General features: G+C 65.1%; 15 protein-coding genes. 12 read left to right on the top strand and 3 right to left on the bottom strand.

Going from position 1 to position 14,368, the window contains the following annotated elements:
- Positions 1-38 precede the first annotated feature (38 nt).
- From LB547_RS18810 to LB547_RS18785, 6 genes are all read left to right on the top strand, one after another.
- On the top strand, positions 39-1,214 hold the full coding sequence (locus tag LB547_RS18810; RefSeq protein WP_140525019.1) for a divergent polysaccharide deacetylase family protein: 1,176 nt from the start codon (positions 39-41) through the stop codon (positions 1,212-1,214).
- Positions 1,215-1,244: 30 nt separating this feature from the next.
- The gene (locus tag LB547_RS18805) at positions 1,245-1,766 is read left to right on the top strand and encodes an RNA pyrophosphohydrolase (RefSeq protein ID WP_140517610.1); all 522 of its coding nucleotides are present in this window, start codon (positions 1,245-1,247) and stop codon (positions 1,764-1,766) included.
- 92 nt (positions 1,767-1,858) lie between these two features.
- On the top strand, positions 1,859-2,998 hold the full coding sequence (gene alr, locus LB547_RS18800) for an alanine racemase (RefSeq protein WP_140628077.1): 1,140 nt from the start codon (positions 1,859-1,861) through the stop codon (positions 2,996-2,998).
- Positions 2,999-3,273: 275 nt separating this feature from the next.
- On the top strand, positions 3,274-3,696 hold the full coding sequence (rnk, locus tag LB547_RS18795; RefSeq protein ID WP_140729410.1) for a nucleoside diphosphate kinase regulator: 423 nt from the start codon (positions 3,274-3,276) through the stop codon (positions 3,694-3,696).
- Positions 3,697-3,710: 14 nt separating this feature from the next.
- Positions 3,711-4,253: a nucleoside-diphosphate kinase gene (locus LB547_RS18790; protein WP_140759228.1), complete on the top strand. Its 543-nt coding sequence runs from the start codon at positions 3,711-3,713 to the stop codon at positions 4,251-4,253.
- Between the two features lie 123 nt (positions 4,254-4,376).
- Positions 4,377-5,633, top strand: coding sequence for a D-amino acid dehydrogenase (locus tag LB547_RS18785; RefSeq protein WP_140493047.1), 1,257 nt, complete (start codon positions 4,377-4,379; stop codon positions 5,631-5,633).
- A 59-nt stretch (positions 5,634-5,692) separates the two neighbouring features.
- Here LB547_RS18785 and LB547_RS32365 read toward each other — a convergent pair whose 3' ends face one another.
- Both LB547_RS32365 and LB547_RS18780 read right to left on the bottom strand, forming a co-directional pair.
- Positions 5,693-5,827, bottom strand: a complete 135-nt coding sequence (locus tag LB547_RS32365; RefSeq protein ID WP_263483336.1) for a hypothetical protein — start codon at positions 5,825-5,827, stop codon at positions 5,693-5,695.
- A gap of 44 nt (positions 5,828-5,871) precedes the next feature.
- Positions 5,872-6,753 carry a LysR family transcriptional regulator gene (locus LB547_RS18780; RefSeq protein WP_140517524.1) on the bottom strand — a complete coding sequence of 294 codons (882 nt, stop codon included), beginning with the start codon at positions 6,751-6,753 and terminating at the stop codon, positions 5,872-5,874.
- A gap of 221 nt (positions 6,754-6,974) precedes the next feature.
- Here LB547_RS18780 and LB547_RS18775 point away from each other — a divergent pair, with 221 nt between their 5' ends.
- Both LB547_RS18775 and LB547_RS18770 read left to right on the top strand, forming a co-directional pair.
- A complete protein-coding gene (locus tag LB547_RS18775; protein WP_140560776.1) occupies positions 6,975-8,471 on the top strand; it encodes a CoA-acylating methylmalonate-semialdehyde dehydrogenase in 1,497 nt (498 codons plus the stop codon).
- A 242-nt stretch (positions 8,472-8,713) separates the two neighbouring features.
- A complete protein-coding gene (locus tag LB547_RS18770; RefSeq protein WP_140517526.1) occupies positions 8,714-9,013 on the top strand; it encodes a hypothetical protein in 300 nt (99 codons plus the stop codon).
- An 85-nt stretch (positions 9,014-9,098) separates the two neighbouring features.
- Here LB547_RS18770 and LB547_RS18765 read toward each other — a convergent pair whose 3' ends face one another.
- A complete protein-coding gene (locus tag LB547_RS18765) occupies positions 9,099-9,749 on the bottom strand; it encodes a GntR family transcriptional regulator (protein ID WP_224655912.1) in 651 nt (216 codons plus the stop codon).
- A gap of 110 nt (positions 9,750-9,859) precedes the next feature.
- On the opposite strand from LB547_RS18765, the gene LB547_RS18760 reads away from it, so the two are divergent.
- From LB547_RS18760 to LB547_RS18745, 4 genes are all read left to right on the top strand, one after another.
- The gene (locus LB547_RS18760) at positions 9,860-10,753 is read left to right on the top strand and encodes a dihydrodipicolinate synthase family protein (protein ID WP_140517527.1); all 894 of its coding nucleotides are present in this window, start codon (positions 9,860-9,862) and stop codon (positions 10,751-10,753) included.
- Positions 10,754-10,801: 48 nt separating this feature from the next.
- Positions 10,802-12,094: an NAD(P)/FAD-dependent oxidoreductase gene (locus LB547_RS18755; RefSeq protein ID WP_181172085.1), complete on the top strand. Its 1,293-nt coding sequence runs from the start codon at positions 10,802-10,804 to the stop codon at positions 12,092-12,094.
- A 16-nt stretch (positions 12,095-12,110) separates the two neighbouring features.
- The gene (locus LB547_RS18750; RefSeq protein WP_140525023.1) at positions 12,111-13,112 is read left to right on the top strand and encodes a 4-hydroxyproline epimerase; all 1,002 of its coding nucleotides are present in this window, start codon (positions 12,111-12,113) and stop codon (positions 13,110-13,112) included.
- Positions 13,113-13,447: 335 nt separating this feature from the next.
- Positions 13,448-14,350 carry a branched-chain amino acid ABC transporter permease gene (locus LB547_RS18745; protein ID WP_140493067.1) on the top strand — a complete coding sequence of 301 codons (903 nt, stop codon included), beginning with the start codon at positions 13,448-13,450 and terminating at the stop codon, positions 14,348-14,350.
- Positions 14,351-14,368: the final 18 nt, after the last annotated feature.

Raw genomic sequence — 14,368 nt, 5'->3', positions numbered from 1 at the left:
AGGTTCCATGTTCGAAGCCATGCGGACGGGGACAGGGCTTGGCTGATATCGGCAAGGACATCGAACGACCGCTCGGACTGACTGTCCGTCCGCCGCGCGCCGCCGGCAAGGTCAGCGTGGGTGCGCTCGTGGCTGCGTTCGTCGTGCTGGCCGTTGTCGGCGTCTCCGGCGCGATCGCGCTCAGGGACAAGCCGTTTCGCAAGCCGCAGGAAGTCGCGGTTTCGACGCCGAAAGTGGTGCCGGAGCCGACCGCTGCGCCGTCCGCTTTGGCGCCGGTCACGACGCCAAAGGCGGAAATGCCGGCCAAGGCTGGGGGCCCGCAGATCATCCATGTGCAGACAGAGGAAGGCGATGGTCCGCCCAAGGCGGCAATCGTCATCCGCGATCCGTCGACCATCGGCCAAAACCTGAAGATCGCGCATATTCCCGACAGGGCGCTGATCGAGGCCGGCGATGCCGGCCCCTTGCCGGTGCGCGCCGCAGACGGCCGGCGGCCCTTCGATGTCTACGCGCGGCCGTGGTCAGGCGCGCGCGGCGCCCGCGTGGCGATCGTCATCGGCGGGCTCGCGGTCTCACAGACCGGCACCCAGGCGGCCATCGCCAAGCTGCCGGCGGAAGTGACGCTGGCGTTCGCGCCGCAAGGCAACAGCATCGGCCGCTGGATGCAGGCCGCCCGGCAGAGCGGCCACGAGATCGTCATGCAGGTGCCGCTCGAACCGTTCGACTATCCCAATGTCAACCCCGGGCGCAACACGCTGACGGTGGCGGCGAGCGCGGAAGAGAACCTGAAGAACCTGCGCTGGGCACTGTCGCGGACGACGAACTATACCGGTGTCATGAACTATATGGGCGCGCGGTTTTCCGCCGACCCGGCGGCAATGGAACCCTTCATGGCCGAGCTCGGCAAACGCGGGCTCGCCTATATCGACGACGGCTCGTCGGCGCGTAGCCTGGCGCCGGATCTGGCGCTGAAGGACGGCGTGCCCTTCGTCTCCGGCGACACGGCGATCGACGCCGTGCAGGATCGCGGCGCCATCCTGAAGAAACTGGACAGCCTGGAGGCGACCGCCCGTGCCAAGGGAACCGCGGTCGGCATCGGCTCCGCTTTCGACCTGACGGTCGACACGGTGTCGTCATGGGCGGCCGAGGCCAAGAAACGCGGCATCGAGATCGTGCCGATTTCAGCGGTGGCGATCGATCCGCAAAAGGGCTAGCCACCGGGAAACAGCTTAAAAGACTGAATGATGCCGAAGACGAAGAAGGTCGACCGCGAGACGCTGCCCTACCGTCCCTGTGTCGGGCTGATGATCCTCAACGCCGAGGGCCTGGTCTGGGTCGGCCATCGCATAGCCGAGCCGGACAGCGAATTCGCCGGCACCACGCAGCTCTGGCAGATGCCGCAAGGCGGCATCGACAAGGGCGAGGAGCCCCTGCAGGCGGCGGAGCGGGAGCTCTATGAGGAGACCGGCATGCGCAGCGTCTCGCTGCTCGCCGAGGCGCCGGACTGGATCAACTATGATCTGCCGGACAACCTGGTCGGCGTCGCCTTCAAGGGGCGCTATCGGGGTCAGACGCAGCGATGGTTCGCCTTCCGCTTCCATGGCGATACCAGCGAGATCCAGATCAATCCGCCGCCCGGCGGCCACACCGCCGAATTCGACAAATGGTCGTGGCGGCCGATGCAGGAGCTGCCCGACCTGATCGTGCCGTTCAAGCGCAAGGTCTATGAAGACGTGGTGACGGCGTTCCGTCACCTTGTGCCATAGCTGGACGGGCCGAGGCCGCGGTTCAAACGCCAGCGGTTGCCGCGCCGGTTCGACCGTCTTATTGATGTCCATCCGCCACAAGAAGGGCCGCCATGCACGACGCCCCCAAAAGATCGCTGCCCGAGGAAGCCGACGCCACAAGCGAGGCTGCTGCCGGGGCCATCCTCACCATCGACCTTGGCGCGATCCGCGAAAATTACCGGCGGCTGAAGGCGCGGCTGGGCGGCGTGCGCTGCGCGGGCGTGGTCAAGGCCGACGGCTACGGTCTCGGCGCCGCGCAAGTGGCATCGGCGCTGATGAAGGAAGGCTGCGACATCTTCTTCGTCGCGCTGCTGTCCGAAGGCATCGCGCTGCGCAAGGCGGTGGGGGCCGGACCGGACATCTACGTGCTGAACGGGCTGCCGCCGGGTTCCGAGCCGGAAGCGGTGGCGGCTGGCTTGTGCGCTGTCATCAACAGTGGCGCACAGTTGCAAGCCTGGCGCGCAGCGACACACCGCGCCGGGCGTCGGCTCCCGGCTGCCGTCCAGGTCGACAGCGGCATGTCGCGGCTTGGAATGGCGCCAGCCGAGGTCGAGGCGGTGGCCGGGGATGTCGGCGCTTTCGATGGCATCGACGTCAGATATGTGATGAGCCACCTGGCCTGCGCCGATGAACCGCGCCACCCGGCCAATGAACAGCAGAGGCTGGCATTCGCGCGGTTGCGTGCCATGCTACCCGTGGCGCCGGCCTCGCTCGCCAACTCCTCCGGCATCTTTCTAGGCCCGCTTTATCATTGCGATCTCGCCCGGCCCGGTGCCGCCCTCTACGGCATCAACCCGACGCCTGGCCAAGCCAACCCGATGCTGCCCGTGGTCGGGCTGCAGGCCAAGGTGGCGCAGACGCGCAGTGTCCAAAAGGGCACTGGCGTCGGCTATGGCCACAGCTACCATGCGCAGGGCCCGCTCAGCCTGGCGACGATTTCATTCGGCTATGCGGACGGCTGGCTGCGCCGCTCCGCTTCGGCCGCATGGTTCGAGGCGGTGCGCCTGCCTTTCCTCGGGCGCGTGTCGATGGACTCGATCATTCTCGACATTTCCGCCTTGCCGCCCGGCCGGCTCGGAGAGGGCGACCTGGTGGAGTTGCTAGGGCCCTCACAGAGCGTCGACGATGCTGCCGACCATGCCGGCACCATCGGGTATGAAATCCTGGCCAGCCTCGGAACGCGTTTTCACCGGCGCTATCTGGGCGGTTGAGCGGTTTGGCCGCGCTTGACAAGCGGGCGCCATTCGGCAAGCTTTGGCACATGAGCAAGCTCGCTTATATCAAAACATTCTTCAGGGTCTGCCCGATCGCGGGATCGTAGCCCCGGCGCGGCCGCCTTCCGGCGTCCGTCCGTACCGGGGCATCCATCCATCCACAATCGCCATCAAGCCGAACAGCCCTTCGCGGCTGCCGGCCTTTCATCACGCCGCCGCCAGCGCGCCGGCAGGCGCGCATCCGCTCGATGCGCCGGTCCATGAGGTTTGCCATGCAACACGCGAAAGAACTGCGTCCAAACAGCCATCTTCTGATCAGCGACGCCGACCATGACAGGCTGACGGGCCTGGCCAGGGCTTTGCTCGATCGCGCGCCCGAGACGGCCGAGGAGCTGCTTTCGGAAATGGACAGGGCCGTCGTCACGAACGCGGCGGCGATGCCGGCCGGTGTGGTGCGAATGGGTTCGACGGTGATCGTGCGCGGCGAAAGCGGCGACGCCCAGCGCATCATGCTGGTCTACCCGGGTGAGGCCGACATAGCCGAGAACCGGATCTCGGTGCTGACGCCGATGGGAACCGCGCTCATTGGCGCGAGCGTCGGGCAGACGGTTTGCTGGAACGGTCGTGGCGGCCGGGAACTGTCAGTGACCGTCGAGGCCGTCGATGCGCCGGCTTCCGGCCCGCGACGAGCTTGATGGCGGAGGCGGTGATGACGAGCACGAATTGCTGCCTGACGACGAAGGACTTCGCCGTCCTCGAAGTCATGCTGGAGCGCCGGCGGGCATTCGCGGATCCGATCGTGCGCATGCTCGAACACAAGCTTTCAGGCGCCGATGTCGTGCCGATCGATTCGGTCGGCCCCGACATCGTTACCCTGAACAGCAGGGTGGTGTTCGGCGTCGATGCCGGTCCCGCCGAAACGCGAACCCTGGTGCAGCACGAGGTGCGCGGGCCGGTCGGCTCCAGCCTTTCGGTCGCAACGAGGCGCGGGCTCTGCATGCTTGGCATGGCGCAAGGCCAGACGGCAACGGTCGAACACGCCGACGGCAGGCGGGAGGCGATCCTGATCAAGGCCGTGCTCTACCAGCCCGAAGCTGCCCGGCGCACGGTCAGGCAGAAAGACCAAGCTGACGAGCGGAGACCGCACGGGCTCAGGCTCGTCTACAGTGCCGCAGCCGATTGGCGGCCTCTTGGCGAGACGGCCGGAATGCGGCAGACAGAAGAAGACGACCCCGGTCCCTCGGCGGCGTGAATGGGCAACAGCGCGTGGTCTCGAAAATCGACATCGATTTTCGCTCGGGATCATGCGCAAATCGAAAATACGGCCGCATCCACGGGCGTCCTGAGGACGCTCGGCGCGGCAAGGAGTGAATGAATGAAAATCATGGTGCTGGGCAGTGGCGTGATCGGGGTGACCACGGCCTATTATCTCGCCGAGGCTGGCCACGAGGTGACCGTGATCGACCGCCAGAAAGGGCCGGGACTGGAAACCAGCTTCGCCAATGCCGGCGAGATTTCGCCCGGCTATGCCTCGCCTTGGGCCGGGCCCGGTATCCCCCTCAAGGCGATCAAATGGCTGCTGATGAAGCATGGTCCGCTGGTGGTGCGGCCGGCCTTCGATCCACATATGTGGACGTGGCTGGTCAAAATGCTGCGCAACTGCACCGCCGAACGCTACGCGGTCAACAAATCGCGCATGGTGCCGCTGGCCGAATACAGCCGCGACACGCTGAAGGCGCTGCGCGAGGCAACCGGCATAGCCTATGACGAGCGGACGCAGGGCACGCTGCAGCTGTTTCGCACGCAAAAGCAGCTCGACGGCACATCAGGCGATGTCGAGGTGCTGAAGAGATATGGCGTGCCCTACGAAATCCTCGACCAGGACGGCTGCATCGCGGCGGAACCGGCTCTGGCCGCGGTGCGCGAAAAATTCGTCGGCGGCCTGAGGCTGCCGGGCGACGAGACCGGTGACTGCAAGATGTTCACCGACAGGCTGGCCGAGCTTTGCGTGGCACGCGGGGTCAAATTCGAATACGACACGACGATATGGCGCGTCATCCGCAGCCGCAACCGCGTCAACAATATGAGCACCAGCAAGGGCTGGCTGACCGCCGACGCCTATGTGATGGCGCTGGGCAGTTATTCGTCGGACTTCATGCGCCGGATGAAGCGGCCGATCCCGGTCTATCCGGTCAAGGGCTATTCGATCACGGTGCCGATCAAGGATGCCGCCGCCGCGCCGGTGTCGACGGTGATGGACGAAACCTACAAGGTCGCGATCACGAGGCTCGGCGACCGCATCCGCGTCGGCGGCACGGCCGAGATTTCCGGGTTCGACCTCCGGCTGCACGAATCGCGACGGCGCACGCTCGAACACTCGGTCGGCGACCTGTTCCCGGGAGCCGGCGCCATGCGGGAGGCGACGTTCTGGTGCGGCCTGCGGCCGATGACGCCGGACGGGCCGCCGCTGATCGGGCGCACGGAGCTTTCCAACCTCTACCTCAACACCGGCCATGGAACGCTCGGCTGGACCATGGCCTGCGGCTCGGCCAAGGTGCTGGCCGACATCATCTCGAACAAAGTGCCCGATATCGACGCCCGCGCGCTGGCGCAGGAGCGCTATCTGAAATAGACGCCGCCCGCTCGCCATCGGCGGGCGCGGCCGGGGGATATCGCGTCAGAACGCCTGTTTCACCAACCCTCGTCGAACAGCAGCCGGTAGGCCCACGGGATCGTCACATCGGTGGCGACCGGGTTGGAGTGGGCGAGATACTCGTCATAAATCGGCTTCATCCTGGCGTAGAAGGCGGGGTCGAGCACCATCATGCCGTTCTCCGTGTCGTGGAAGAAGCTGCGATGGCCGACATGCGTCAGACGAAAAGATTTCTCTCCCGCTCCACCGCCTTTGTGATGAAGGAGGCAACGATCTGGACGCGGCGCAGCGGCCTGACCGATTCGTGATAGACCAGCCAGTAGGCACGGCGGATGGGCGCCACCACGTCGACGGCCACCAGTTCCGGCATCGAGCGGGCGACGAAAGTGTGCAGGATGCCGATGCCGGCGCCCGACCGCACCGCTTCGGCCTGCCCGAGCGCGGAGGAAATGGCGAAGCTGGTGCGCCAGTCCGCGCTGAATTCGGCGGCGTAGTCGAGCGATGGGCTGACGATGAGGTCCGGCACATAGCCGATCAATGTGTGCCGTCCCAGCTCGGCAGCGGTCTGGGGCAGGCCGTGGGCTTCAGCATAGGCACGTGAGGCAAACAGGCCGAGCGAGTAGTCGACCAGCTTGCCCGCTACCAGCCGGCCCTCGGTCGGGCGCTCGACGGTGATGGCAATGTCGGCCTCGCGGCGAGACAGGGAGAAGGAGCGCGGCACCGGTACGAGCTGAATCGTCAATTCACGGTGCAGGGCGGTCAGTGCGCCGAGGCGCCGGGCGAGGAACGCGACGCCAAACCCGTCCGGCGCGCCGATCCGCACCGTGCCCGAAACGTCGTCGCCTTCGCCTGATATTGTCGAGCGGGCGGCGATCATGTCGCCCTCCATGCGCTCGGCAATGTCGAGGAAGCGCTCGCCGGCGGGCGTCAGCTCGCTGCCGGTGGTCAGCCGGCGAAAGAGTTTCGTGCGCAGCGCGTCTTCAAGTGCGGCGATGCGGCGCGAGACGGTGGCGTGATTGAGTTCCAGGCGCCTCGCCGCGCCAAGGATTTGCCCGGCGCGCGCCACGGCGAGAAAGATGCGGACGTCATCCCAGTTCATGGGGATGGTCCGGATGACAATTTTCAATGTCGCGTTCTGTGGTGAAGGAACTCAACCTGCCAATCCTTGGCGTCGTCTTCGTGATCCTTCCCATTTGCGAGAATTGATGCTCTCCCGTCAACCGTTGTCTATTTTCCGCACAACGGTTGCGTTCTCCCTCGCGTTGCCATCGGCGTGCCAAAGGCGGACAATGCACCATCACAAACCCAGGGAGAGACATCATGATCGAATACGGTCATTTCATCGGCGGCAAGCGTGTCGCCGGCACCAGCGGTCGCAAGCAGGACGTGATGCAGCCGATGGACGGCTCTGTGCGCGGCACGGTGGCGCTGGCCTCGCAGGCGGAACTGCGCGCGGCGGTCGAGAGCGCCAAGGCGGCGCAGCCGAAATGGGCCGCGACCAACCCGCAGCGCCGCGTGCGCGTCCTTATGAAGTTCCTTGAACTGGTCGCCCGCGACTATGACGAACTGGCCGACATCCTGGCGCGCGAGCACGGCAAGACGATCGCCGATGCCAGGGGCGACATCCAGCGCGGCCTCGAAGTGGTCGAGGTCTGCATCGGCGCGCCGCACATGATGAAGGGTGAATTCACCGACGGTGCCGGCCCCGGCATCGACGTCTATTCGATGCGCCAGCCGCTCGGCGTCGTCGCCGGCATCACGCCGTTTAACTTTCCGGCGATGATCCCGCTGTGGAAGATCGCGCCGGCGATCGCCTGCGGCAACGCCTTCATCCTGAAGCCTTCCGAGCGCGACCCGGGCGTGCCGATCCGCATCGCCGAGCTGTTCATCGAGGCGGGCCTGCCTGCCGGTATCCTCAACGTCGTCAACGGCGACAAGGAAGTCGTCGACGCCATCCTTGACGACCCCGATATCAAGGCTATCGGCTTCGTCGGCTCGACGCCGATCGCTCATTACATCTATTCGCGCGGCACTGCGTCGGGAAAACGCGTGCAGTGCTTCGGCGGCGCTAAGAACCACATGATCATCATGCCCGACGCCGACATGGACCAGACCGTCGATGCACTGATCGGCGCGGGCTACGGATCGGCCGGCGAGCGCTGCATGGCGATCTCGGTGGCGGTCCCTGTCGGCAACGACACCGCCAACCGGCTGATGGAAAAACTGGTGCCGCGCGTCGAAAGCCTGAAGGTCGGCCCCTCGACGGATTCCGCCGCCGATTTTGGCCCGCTGGTCACCGCTCAGGCGCTGGAGCGGGTGAAGGGCTATGTCGATATCGGCGTCAAGGAAGGCGCCAAGCTGGTCGTCGACGGTCGCGGCTTCAAGATGCAGGGCTACGAGAACGGCTACTATATGGGCGGCTGCCTGTTCGACAACGTCACGTCGGACATGCGCATCTACAAGGAAGAGATCTTCGGGCCGGTGCTGTCGGTGGTGCGCGCGCCGACCTACGAGAACGCCATCAAGCTCGCCAATGACCACGAGATGGGCAATGGCGTCGCCATCTACACGCGCGACGGCGACGCCGCGCGAGACTTTGCTTCCAGGGTGCAGGTCGGCATGGTCGGCGTCAACGTGCCGATCCCGGTGCCGATCGCCTACTACACGTTCGGTGGCTGGAAGGCGTCGTCCTTCGGCGATCTCAACCAGCACGGTCCGGACGCGTTCCGCTTCTACACCAAGACCAAGACGGTCACCTCGCGCTGGCCGTCCGGCATCAAGGACGGGGCCGAGTTCGTCATCCCGACGATGAACTAGCCGGACGCTTGTCCGCTTGCGCGTCCTTCGGCTGCGGCCGCGCGGGCCGGCAGGACCACCCAAAAATCTACGGCCCGAGTCCCCTGGCTCGGGCCGTTTATTTTGCAAACGCTAATGTGATGGAACCGGCGAGGGCGCCAGGACTTAGAGCTACGATCCTGCCCTGGAGGAGGCATGGCAGGCAACCAGAGCGCCGACGGCTGACCGTTAGCATCGCATCGTCGGGCGCAAGGAGGTGTCCGATGGCACAACGTCTTATGTCCATGCTGCTATGCGCCGCGGCGGCGCTATCGATAGGGCCGGCGAATGCAGCCGGGCAATGTGCGGCACGCGCCGACATCGTCAAGGCGCTCGGCGAGAATTTCCACGAAAGCGAGGCCGGGCGTGGCCTGATCAATCCCAACGTGGTGCTTGAGGTATTCGTTTCCGAACAGGGCAGTTGGACCGTCCTCGCCTCCGACACCAAGGGCCAGAGTTGCATCCTGTCCGTGGGCGAGGGCTGGGACAGCCCGACGATCAAGGCGGCCTTGCCAGGAGCCTGAGGCGCATCGCGTCTAAGCGGTTCAGGCGACGCGTAGGCTTGGGCATGCACTGTCCTGAACCGGGGTCGGTGTCTGGCGGTATGCTTCAACGTGTGGCGGCCGCCTCGGCATGGGCGCGCAGCAATGCCATCAGCCGCTTGGCATCCTTCGCGGCGGCTTCCTCGTCACCGTGGACAATCGAGCGGATCAGCGCGACGTGATGCTCGGCCGATTCCGCCAGGCCGGTATCGGCCTTGTAGCGGAACCAGAAGCGGCGGCTGTGGGTCTGCAGCGGGGCAGCCAGCCTGGCCGCGAACGGGTTGTCGGCAGCCCGCGCCAGCGCCTCGTCCAGCGTCTTGTCGGCCTGGATGAAGGCAAGCACGTTGCCGGAGATGACAGCCTTCTGCATGGCAAGCGCGGCATCGTGGAAGAGGTCGGCTGCGTCGCGGGTGACGAAGCGCGCCGCGGAGCGGGCCAGCACCACCTCGACGCCGCGGCGCGCGTCGAGGACGCGCAGCCAGTCGCCGGGGTGCAGCGGCGCGATGGCGATGCCTGCGCGCGGCCGCACGTCGAGCAGTCCTTCCCAGGCCAGCCTCTGGATCGCCTCGCGCACCGGCGTACGGCCGAGCGCCAGCTTCTCGATCAGGCCGCCTTCAGTGACGAAACTCGCCGGCGCCAGTTCGAGCGTGACAATCATATGCTCGAGCATGCGGTAGGCCTTGGTCGCAGCTGGCTCGAACGCAGCGCTCCTCTGCATGGATATCAAAGGCGGTCTCCTGATATATTTTGCATATATCATAGGAGAATCCGTGTTGACAGCGGCTTTCTTAATAGATATACGGCTGATATATCAGAGGAGCGATGACCATGTGGACCGGAGTTTTCCCAGCCGTCACGACTAAATTCACCACGGACGACCGCCTCGACCATGCCGAGATGGAGCGCTGCTTCGGCTTGCAGATGGAGGCCGGCTGCGACGGCATCATCGTCTGCGGATCGCTCGGCGAAGGGCCGATGCTGTCCCATGACGAAAAGATTGAAGTGCTGAAAACCGCGCAGAAGGTGGCTGGCAAGAAACCGGTGCTGCTGACGGTGAACGAGGCCGGGACACGCGAGGCCGCCAGCATCGCCCGCCGCGCCGCCAAGGAAGGCGCCAACGGCCTGATGGTGGTGCCCAGCCCGATCTACCATACCAATGCGGAAGAGACGGTGGCGGCGCTGCGCGCCGTCGCGGAGGCCGGCGACTTGCCGGTCATGATCTATTCCAACCGGCTCGCCTACCGCGTGGATGTCACCGTCGACCAGATGGAGGAGCTGGCGTCGGACGAGCGCTTCGTCGCCATCAAGGAATCCTCCGACGACATCAGGCGCTCGACCGAGATCATCAATCGCCTGGGCAGCCGCTACGACCTGTTTACCGGCGTCGACAATCTCGCTTTCGAGGCGCTGTCGGTGGGCGCCATCGGCTGGGTGGCCGGTCTCGTCACCGCCTTCCCGCGCGAGACGGTGGCGATCTACCAGCTGATGCAGCGGGGCCGCCGCGAAGAGGCGCTCGCCATCTATCGCTGGTTCCGGCCGCTGCTTGATCTCGACGTCTCGACCTATCTGGTGCAGAACATCAAGCTTGCCGAGGTGTTCGCCATTCAAACCAACGACCGCGTCCGCATGCCGCGCCAGCCGCTGTCGGGCGAGCGCCGCAAGGCGGTCGAGAAGATCGTCAAGGACGCACTGGCGGTGCGGCCGACACTACCGGCGTTCTGAGGCTTTCTTCCGAGAGGCGGCGCCGAGGTGACAGGAAGTTCCAAATCGATGGAAGCGCGGCGGCGCCCCGCCCTGCGGGCGTCTTCTCCCCGTGAACAGGGAGAAGAAATAGATATCGCCATCGTCGGCGGCGGCATCATCGGCATCTGCGCGGCGGCGTTTCTTGCCGAGGCGGGGCGAAACGTCACGGTCTACGACCGCACCGGCATCTGCGAGGAGACGAGCTCCGGCAATGCCGCCGCCTTCGCCTTTTCCGACGTGCTGCCACTGGCGCACAAGGGCATGCTCCGGCAATTGCCGAAATGGCTGGCCGATCCGCTCGGCCCACTCGCCATCCCGCCCGCCTACCTGCCGAAGCTGCTGCCCTGGCTGATCCGCTTCTGGCGTGCCGGCTCGGCGAAGCACTACGAGGCTGGCCTGGCGGCGCAGGCCGCAATGATGGCGCTCGCCGAGGCCGAATGGATGGGCCTGCTCGACCGCTCCGGCACGAGGCGGATGCTGCGCGAGGATGGCTCGCTTGAACTCTACGAAAGCGAAGCCGAATTCCAGGCCTCGCTGTCCGGCTGGGCGGCGCGCCAGCGCTTCGGTATCGGCTTCCGCCATGTCGGCGGCGAGGAGCTGGCGGAGCTGCAGCCCGGCCTGTCGCCGCGTTTCGGCAAGGGCACGTTCGTGCCGGGCTGGAAGACGGTCGCCGATCCAAAACTGCTCGGCAAGGCGATCTGGGACTATGCGCAATCCAAGGGCGCGCGGTTCGAGAAGGCCCGCATCGCCGGCGTCGCCGCGGACGGGAACGGCGCGACGTTGACGCTGGCCGACGGCACGACGCGGCAAGCCCGGCAACTGGTCGTCACCGCCGGCGCCTGGTCGCATCTGCTGGCGCGGCAGCTCGGCGACCGCATTCCGCTCGAAACCGAGCGCGGCTACAACACGACGTTGCCAAAGACCGCCTTCGAGGTGAAGCGGATGCTGATCTTCTCCGGCCAAGGCTTCGTGATCACGCCGCTCGACACGGGCCTGCGCATCGGCGGCGCGGTCGAGCTCGGCGGCATCGAGCGGCCGCCCAACTACGCGCGCTCGAAGGCGCTGCTGCGCAAGGCGCAAGACTTCCTGCCGGGCCTCGATCCTTCGGGCGGACGCGAATGGATGGGGTTTCGTCCCTCGCTGCCGGATTCATTGCCTGTCGTGGGCCGCGCATCGGGAAGCCGGCCGGTGGTCTACGCTTTCGGCCACGGCCATCTTGGCCTGACTCAGGCTGCTGCGACGGGACGGTTGATCCGCGAGCTTGTCCTGGGGCAGACTCCGCCGATCGACGTGGCCCCCTTCAGTCCACAACGGTTTTGATTTTTCGAGGAGCGTCATGGCCAGGAAATCCTTCTTCTGCATCGACGGCCACACCTGCGGCAACCCGGTGCGACTGGTCGCCGGCGGCGGCCCGCTGCTCCAGGGTTCGACGATGATGGAGCGGCGCGCGCATTTCCTGGCCGAATATGACTGGATCCGCACCGGCCTGATGTTCGAGCCGCGCGGCCACGATGTCATGTCCGGCTCGATCCTCTACCCGCCGACGCGCGAGGATTGCGACATCGCCATCCTGTTCATCGAGACCTCGGGCTGCCTGCCAATGTGCGGCCACGGCACCATCGGCACGGTGACGATGGCCATCGAGCACGGGCTGATCAAGCCGAAGACGCCCGGCGTGCTCAGGCTCGACACACCGGCCGGCCTGGTCATCGCCGAATACAAACAGGTCGGCGAATATGTCGAGGAGGTGCGCATCACCAACGTGCCCTCCTTCCTCCATGCCGAGGGGTTGACGGTCGAATGCCCCGGGCTCGGCGAGATCGTCGTCGACGTCGCCTATGGCGGCAATTTCTACGCCATCGTCGAGCCGCAGAAAAACTATCGCGACATGGCTGATCATTCCGCGGGCGACCTCATCGCCTGGAGCCCGGTGGTGCGGCAGCGGCTCAACGAGAAATACTCATTCGTGCATCCGGAGAATCCGGGCATCAACCGGCTGTCGCACATGCTGTGGACCGGCGAGCCGACGGTGGCGGGTGCGGACGCGCGCAATGCGGTCTTCTACGGCGACAAGGCGATCGACCGCTCACCGTGCGGCACGGGCACCTCGGCGCGCATGGCGCAGCTCCATGCCAAGGGCAAGCTCAAGGCCGGCGATGCGTTCGTCCATGAATCGATCATCGGCTCGCTGTTCAAGGGCAAGGTTGAAAAAGACGTCACGGTCGCAGGCAAGCCGGCGATCATTCCCTCGATCGGCGGCTGGGCGCGCATGACCGGGCTCAACACGATCTTCATCGATGACCGCGATCCGTTCGCGCACGGCTTCGTCGTCAAATAGGCGATTCATCACGCTGCGGAAGGTCGGGAAGGACAAAAAGGATTGCTGTCACGAGCGCAACGAATCGTCTCATCAACTTATTTTGACGGCGATTTCTTCGAAATGGAGCGCATGATGACGCTTAATCGTCAAAGACATTGCGTTATGCCAATGATAGGGTCCGCGATAGTCCAGGGGGCGGGTGCGAAAAAACGGGCAATCGAACGGCGTGCAGTCGGAAACACGCATGACGATCAAAAAATGACGTTGCAATCCCGTCTCGAAACCTTACGACTAGGGGAAATACGAAAAGGAATGCGTCTGCATGGGCGACATTCCAGGGGAGCCATGTACACATGCAGTATTTTGTCCAGCAGCTTATCAATGGGCTGACGCTGGGATCGATCTATGGGCTGATCGCGATCGGCTACACGATGGTCTACGGCATCATCGGCATGATCAACTTTGCTCATGGCGATATCTTCATGGTGGGCGCTTTCACGGCGCTGATCGTTTTCCTCATCCTGGGCGCCCTGTTCTATTCGGTTCCCGTGGTCATCGCGCTGTTGGTGATGATGATCGTGGCGATGCTGCTGACCAGCCTCTACAACTGGACGATCGAGAAGGTGGCCTACCGGCCGCTGCGCGGCTCGTTCCGGCTGGCGCCGCTGATCACCGCCATCGGCATGTCGATCGCGCTGTCGAATTTCGTGCAGGTGACGCAAGGCCCGCGCAACAAGCCGATCCCGCCGATGGTGTCGAAGGTCTACAACATCGAGGGTATCAGCGTGTCGCTGAAGCAGATCATCATCGTCGTCGTCACCGCGTTGCTCTTGGTGTTGTTCTGGTACCTGGTCAACAAGACCTCGCTTGGCCGGGCGCAGCGCGCCTGCGAGCAGGACCGCAAGATGGCGGCGCTGCTCGGCATCGATGTCGACCGCACCATCTCGATCACCTTCATCATGGGCGCGGCACTTGCCGCCGTCGCCGGCACGCTGTTCCTGATGTATTACGGCGTCATCGCCTTCTCGGACGGCTTCGTGCCCGGCGTGAAGGCATTCACCGCAGCGGTGCTGGGCGGCATCGGTTCGTTGCCGGGCGCGGTGCTGGGCGGTCTTTTGATCGGCTTCATCGAGAGCATGTGGTCGGCCTATTTCTCGATCGACTACAAGGATGTCGCCGCCTTCTCGATCCTGGCTATCGTGCTGATCTTCCTGCCTTCCGGCATTCTCGGCCGGCCAGAAGTCGAAAAGGTCTGAGATCATGGCCGTCACCGT

This window comes from Mesorhizobium sp. B264B1B (genome assembly GCF_020165765.1).
Taxonomy (GTDB): Bacteria; Pseudomonadota; Alphaproteobacteria; order Rhizobiales; family Rhizobiaceae; genus Mesorhizobium.
This window is presented reverse-complemented; position numbering and strand designations above follow the sequence as displayed.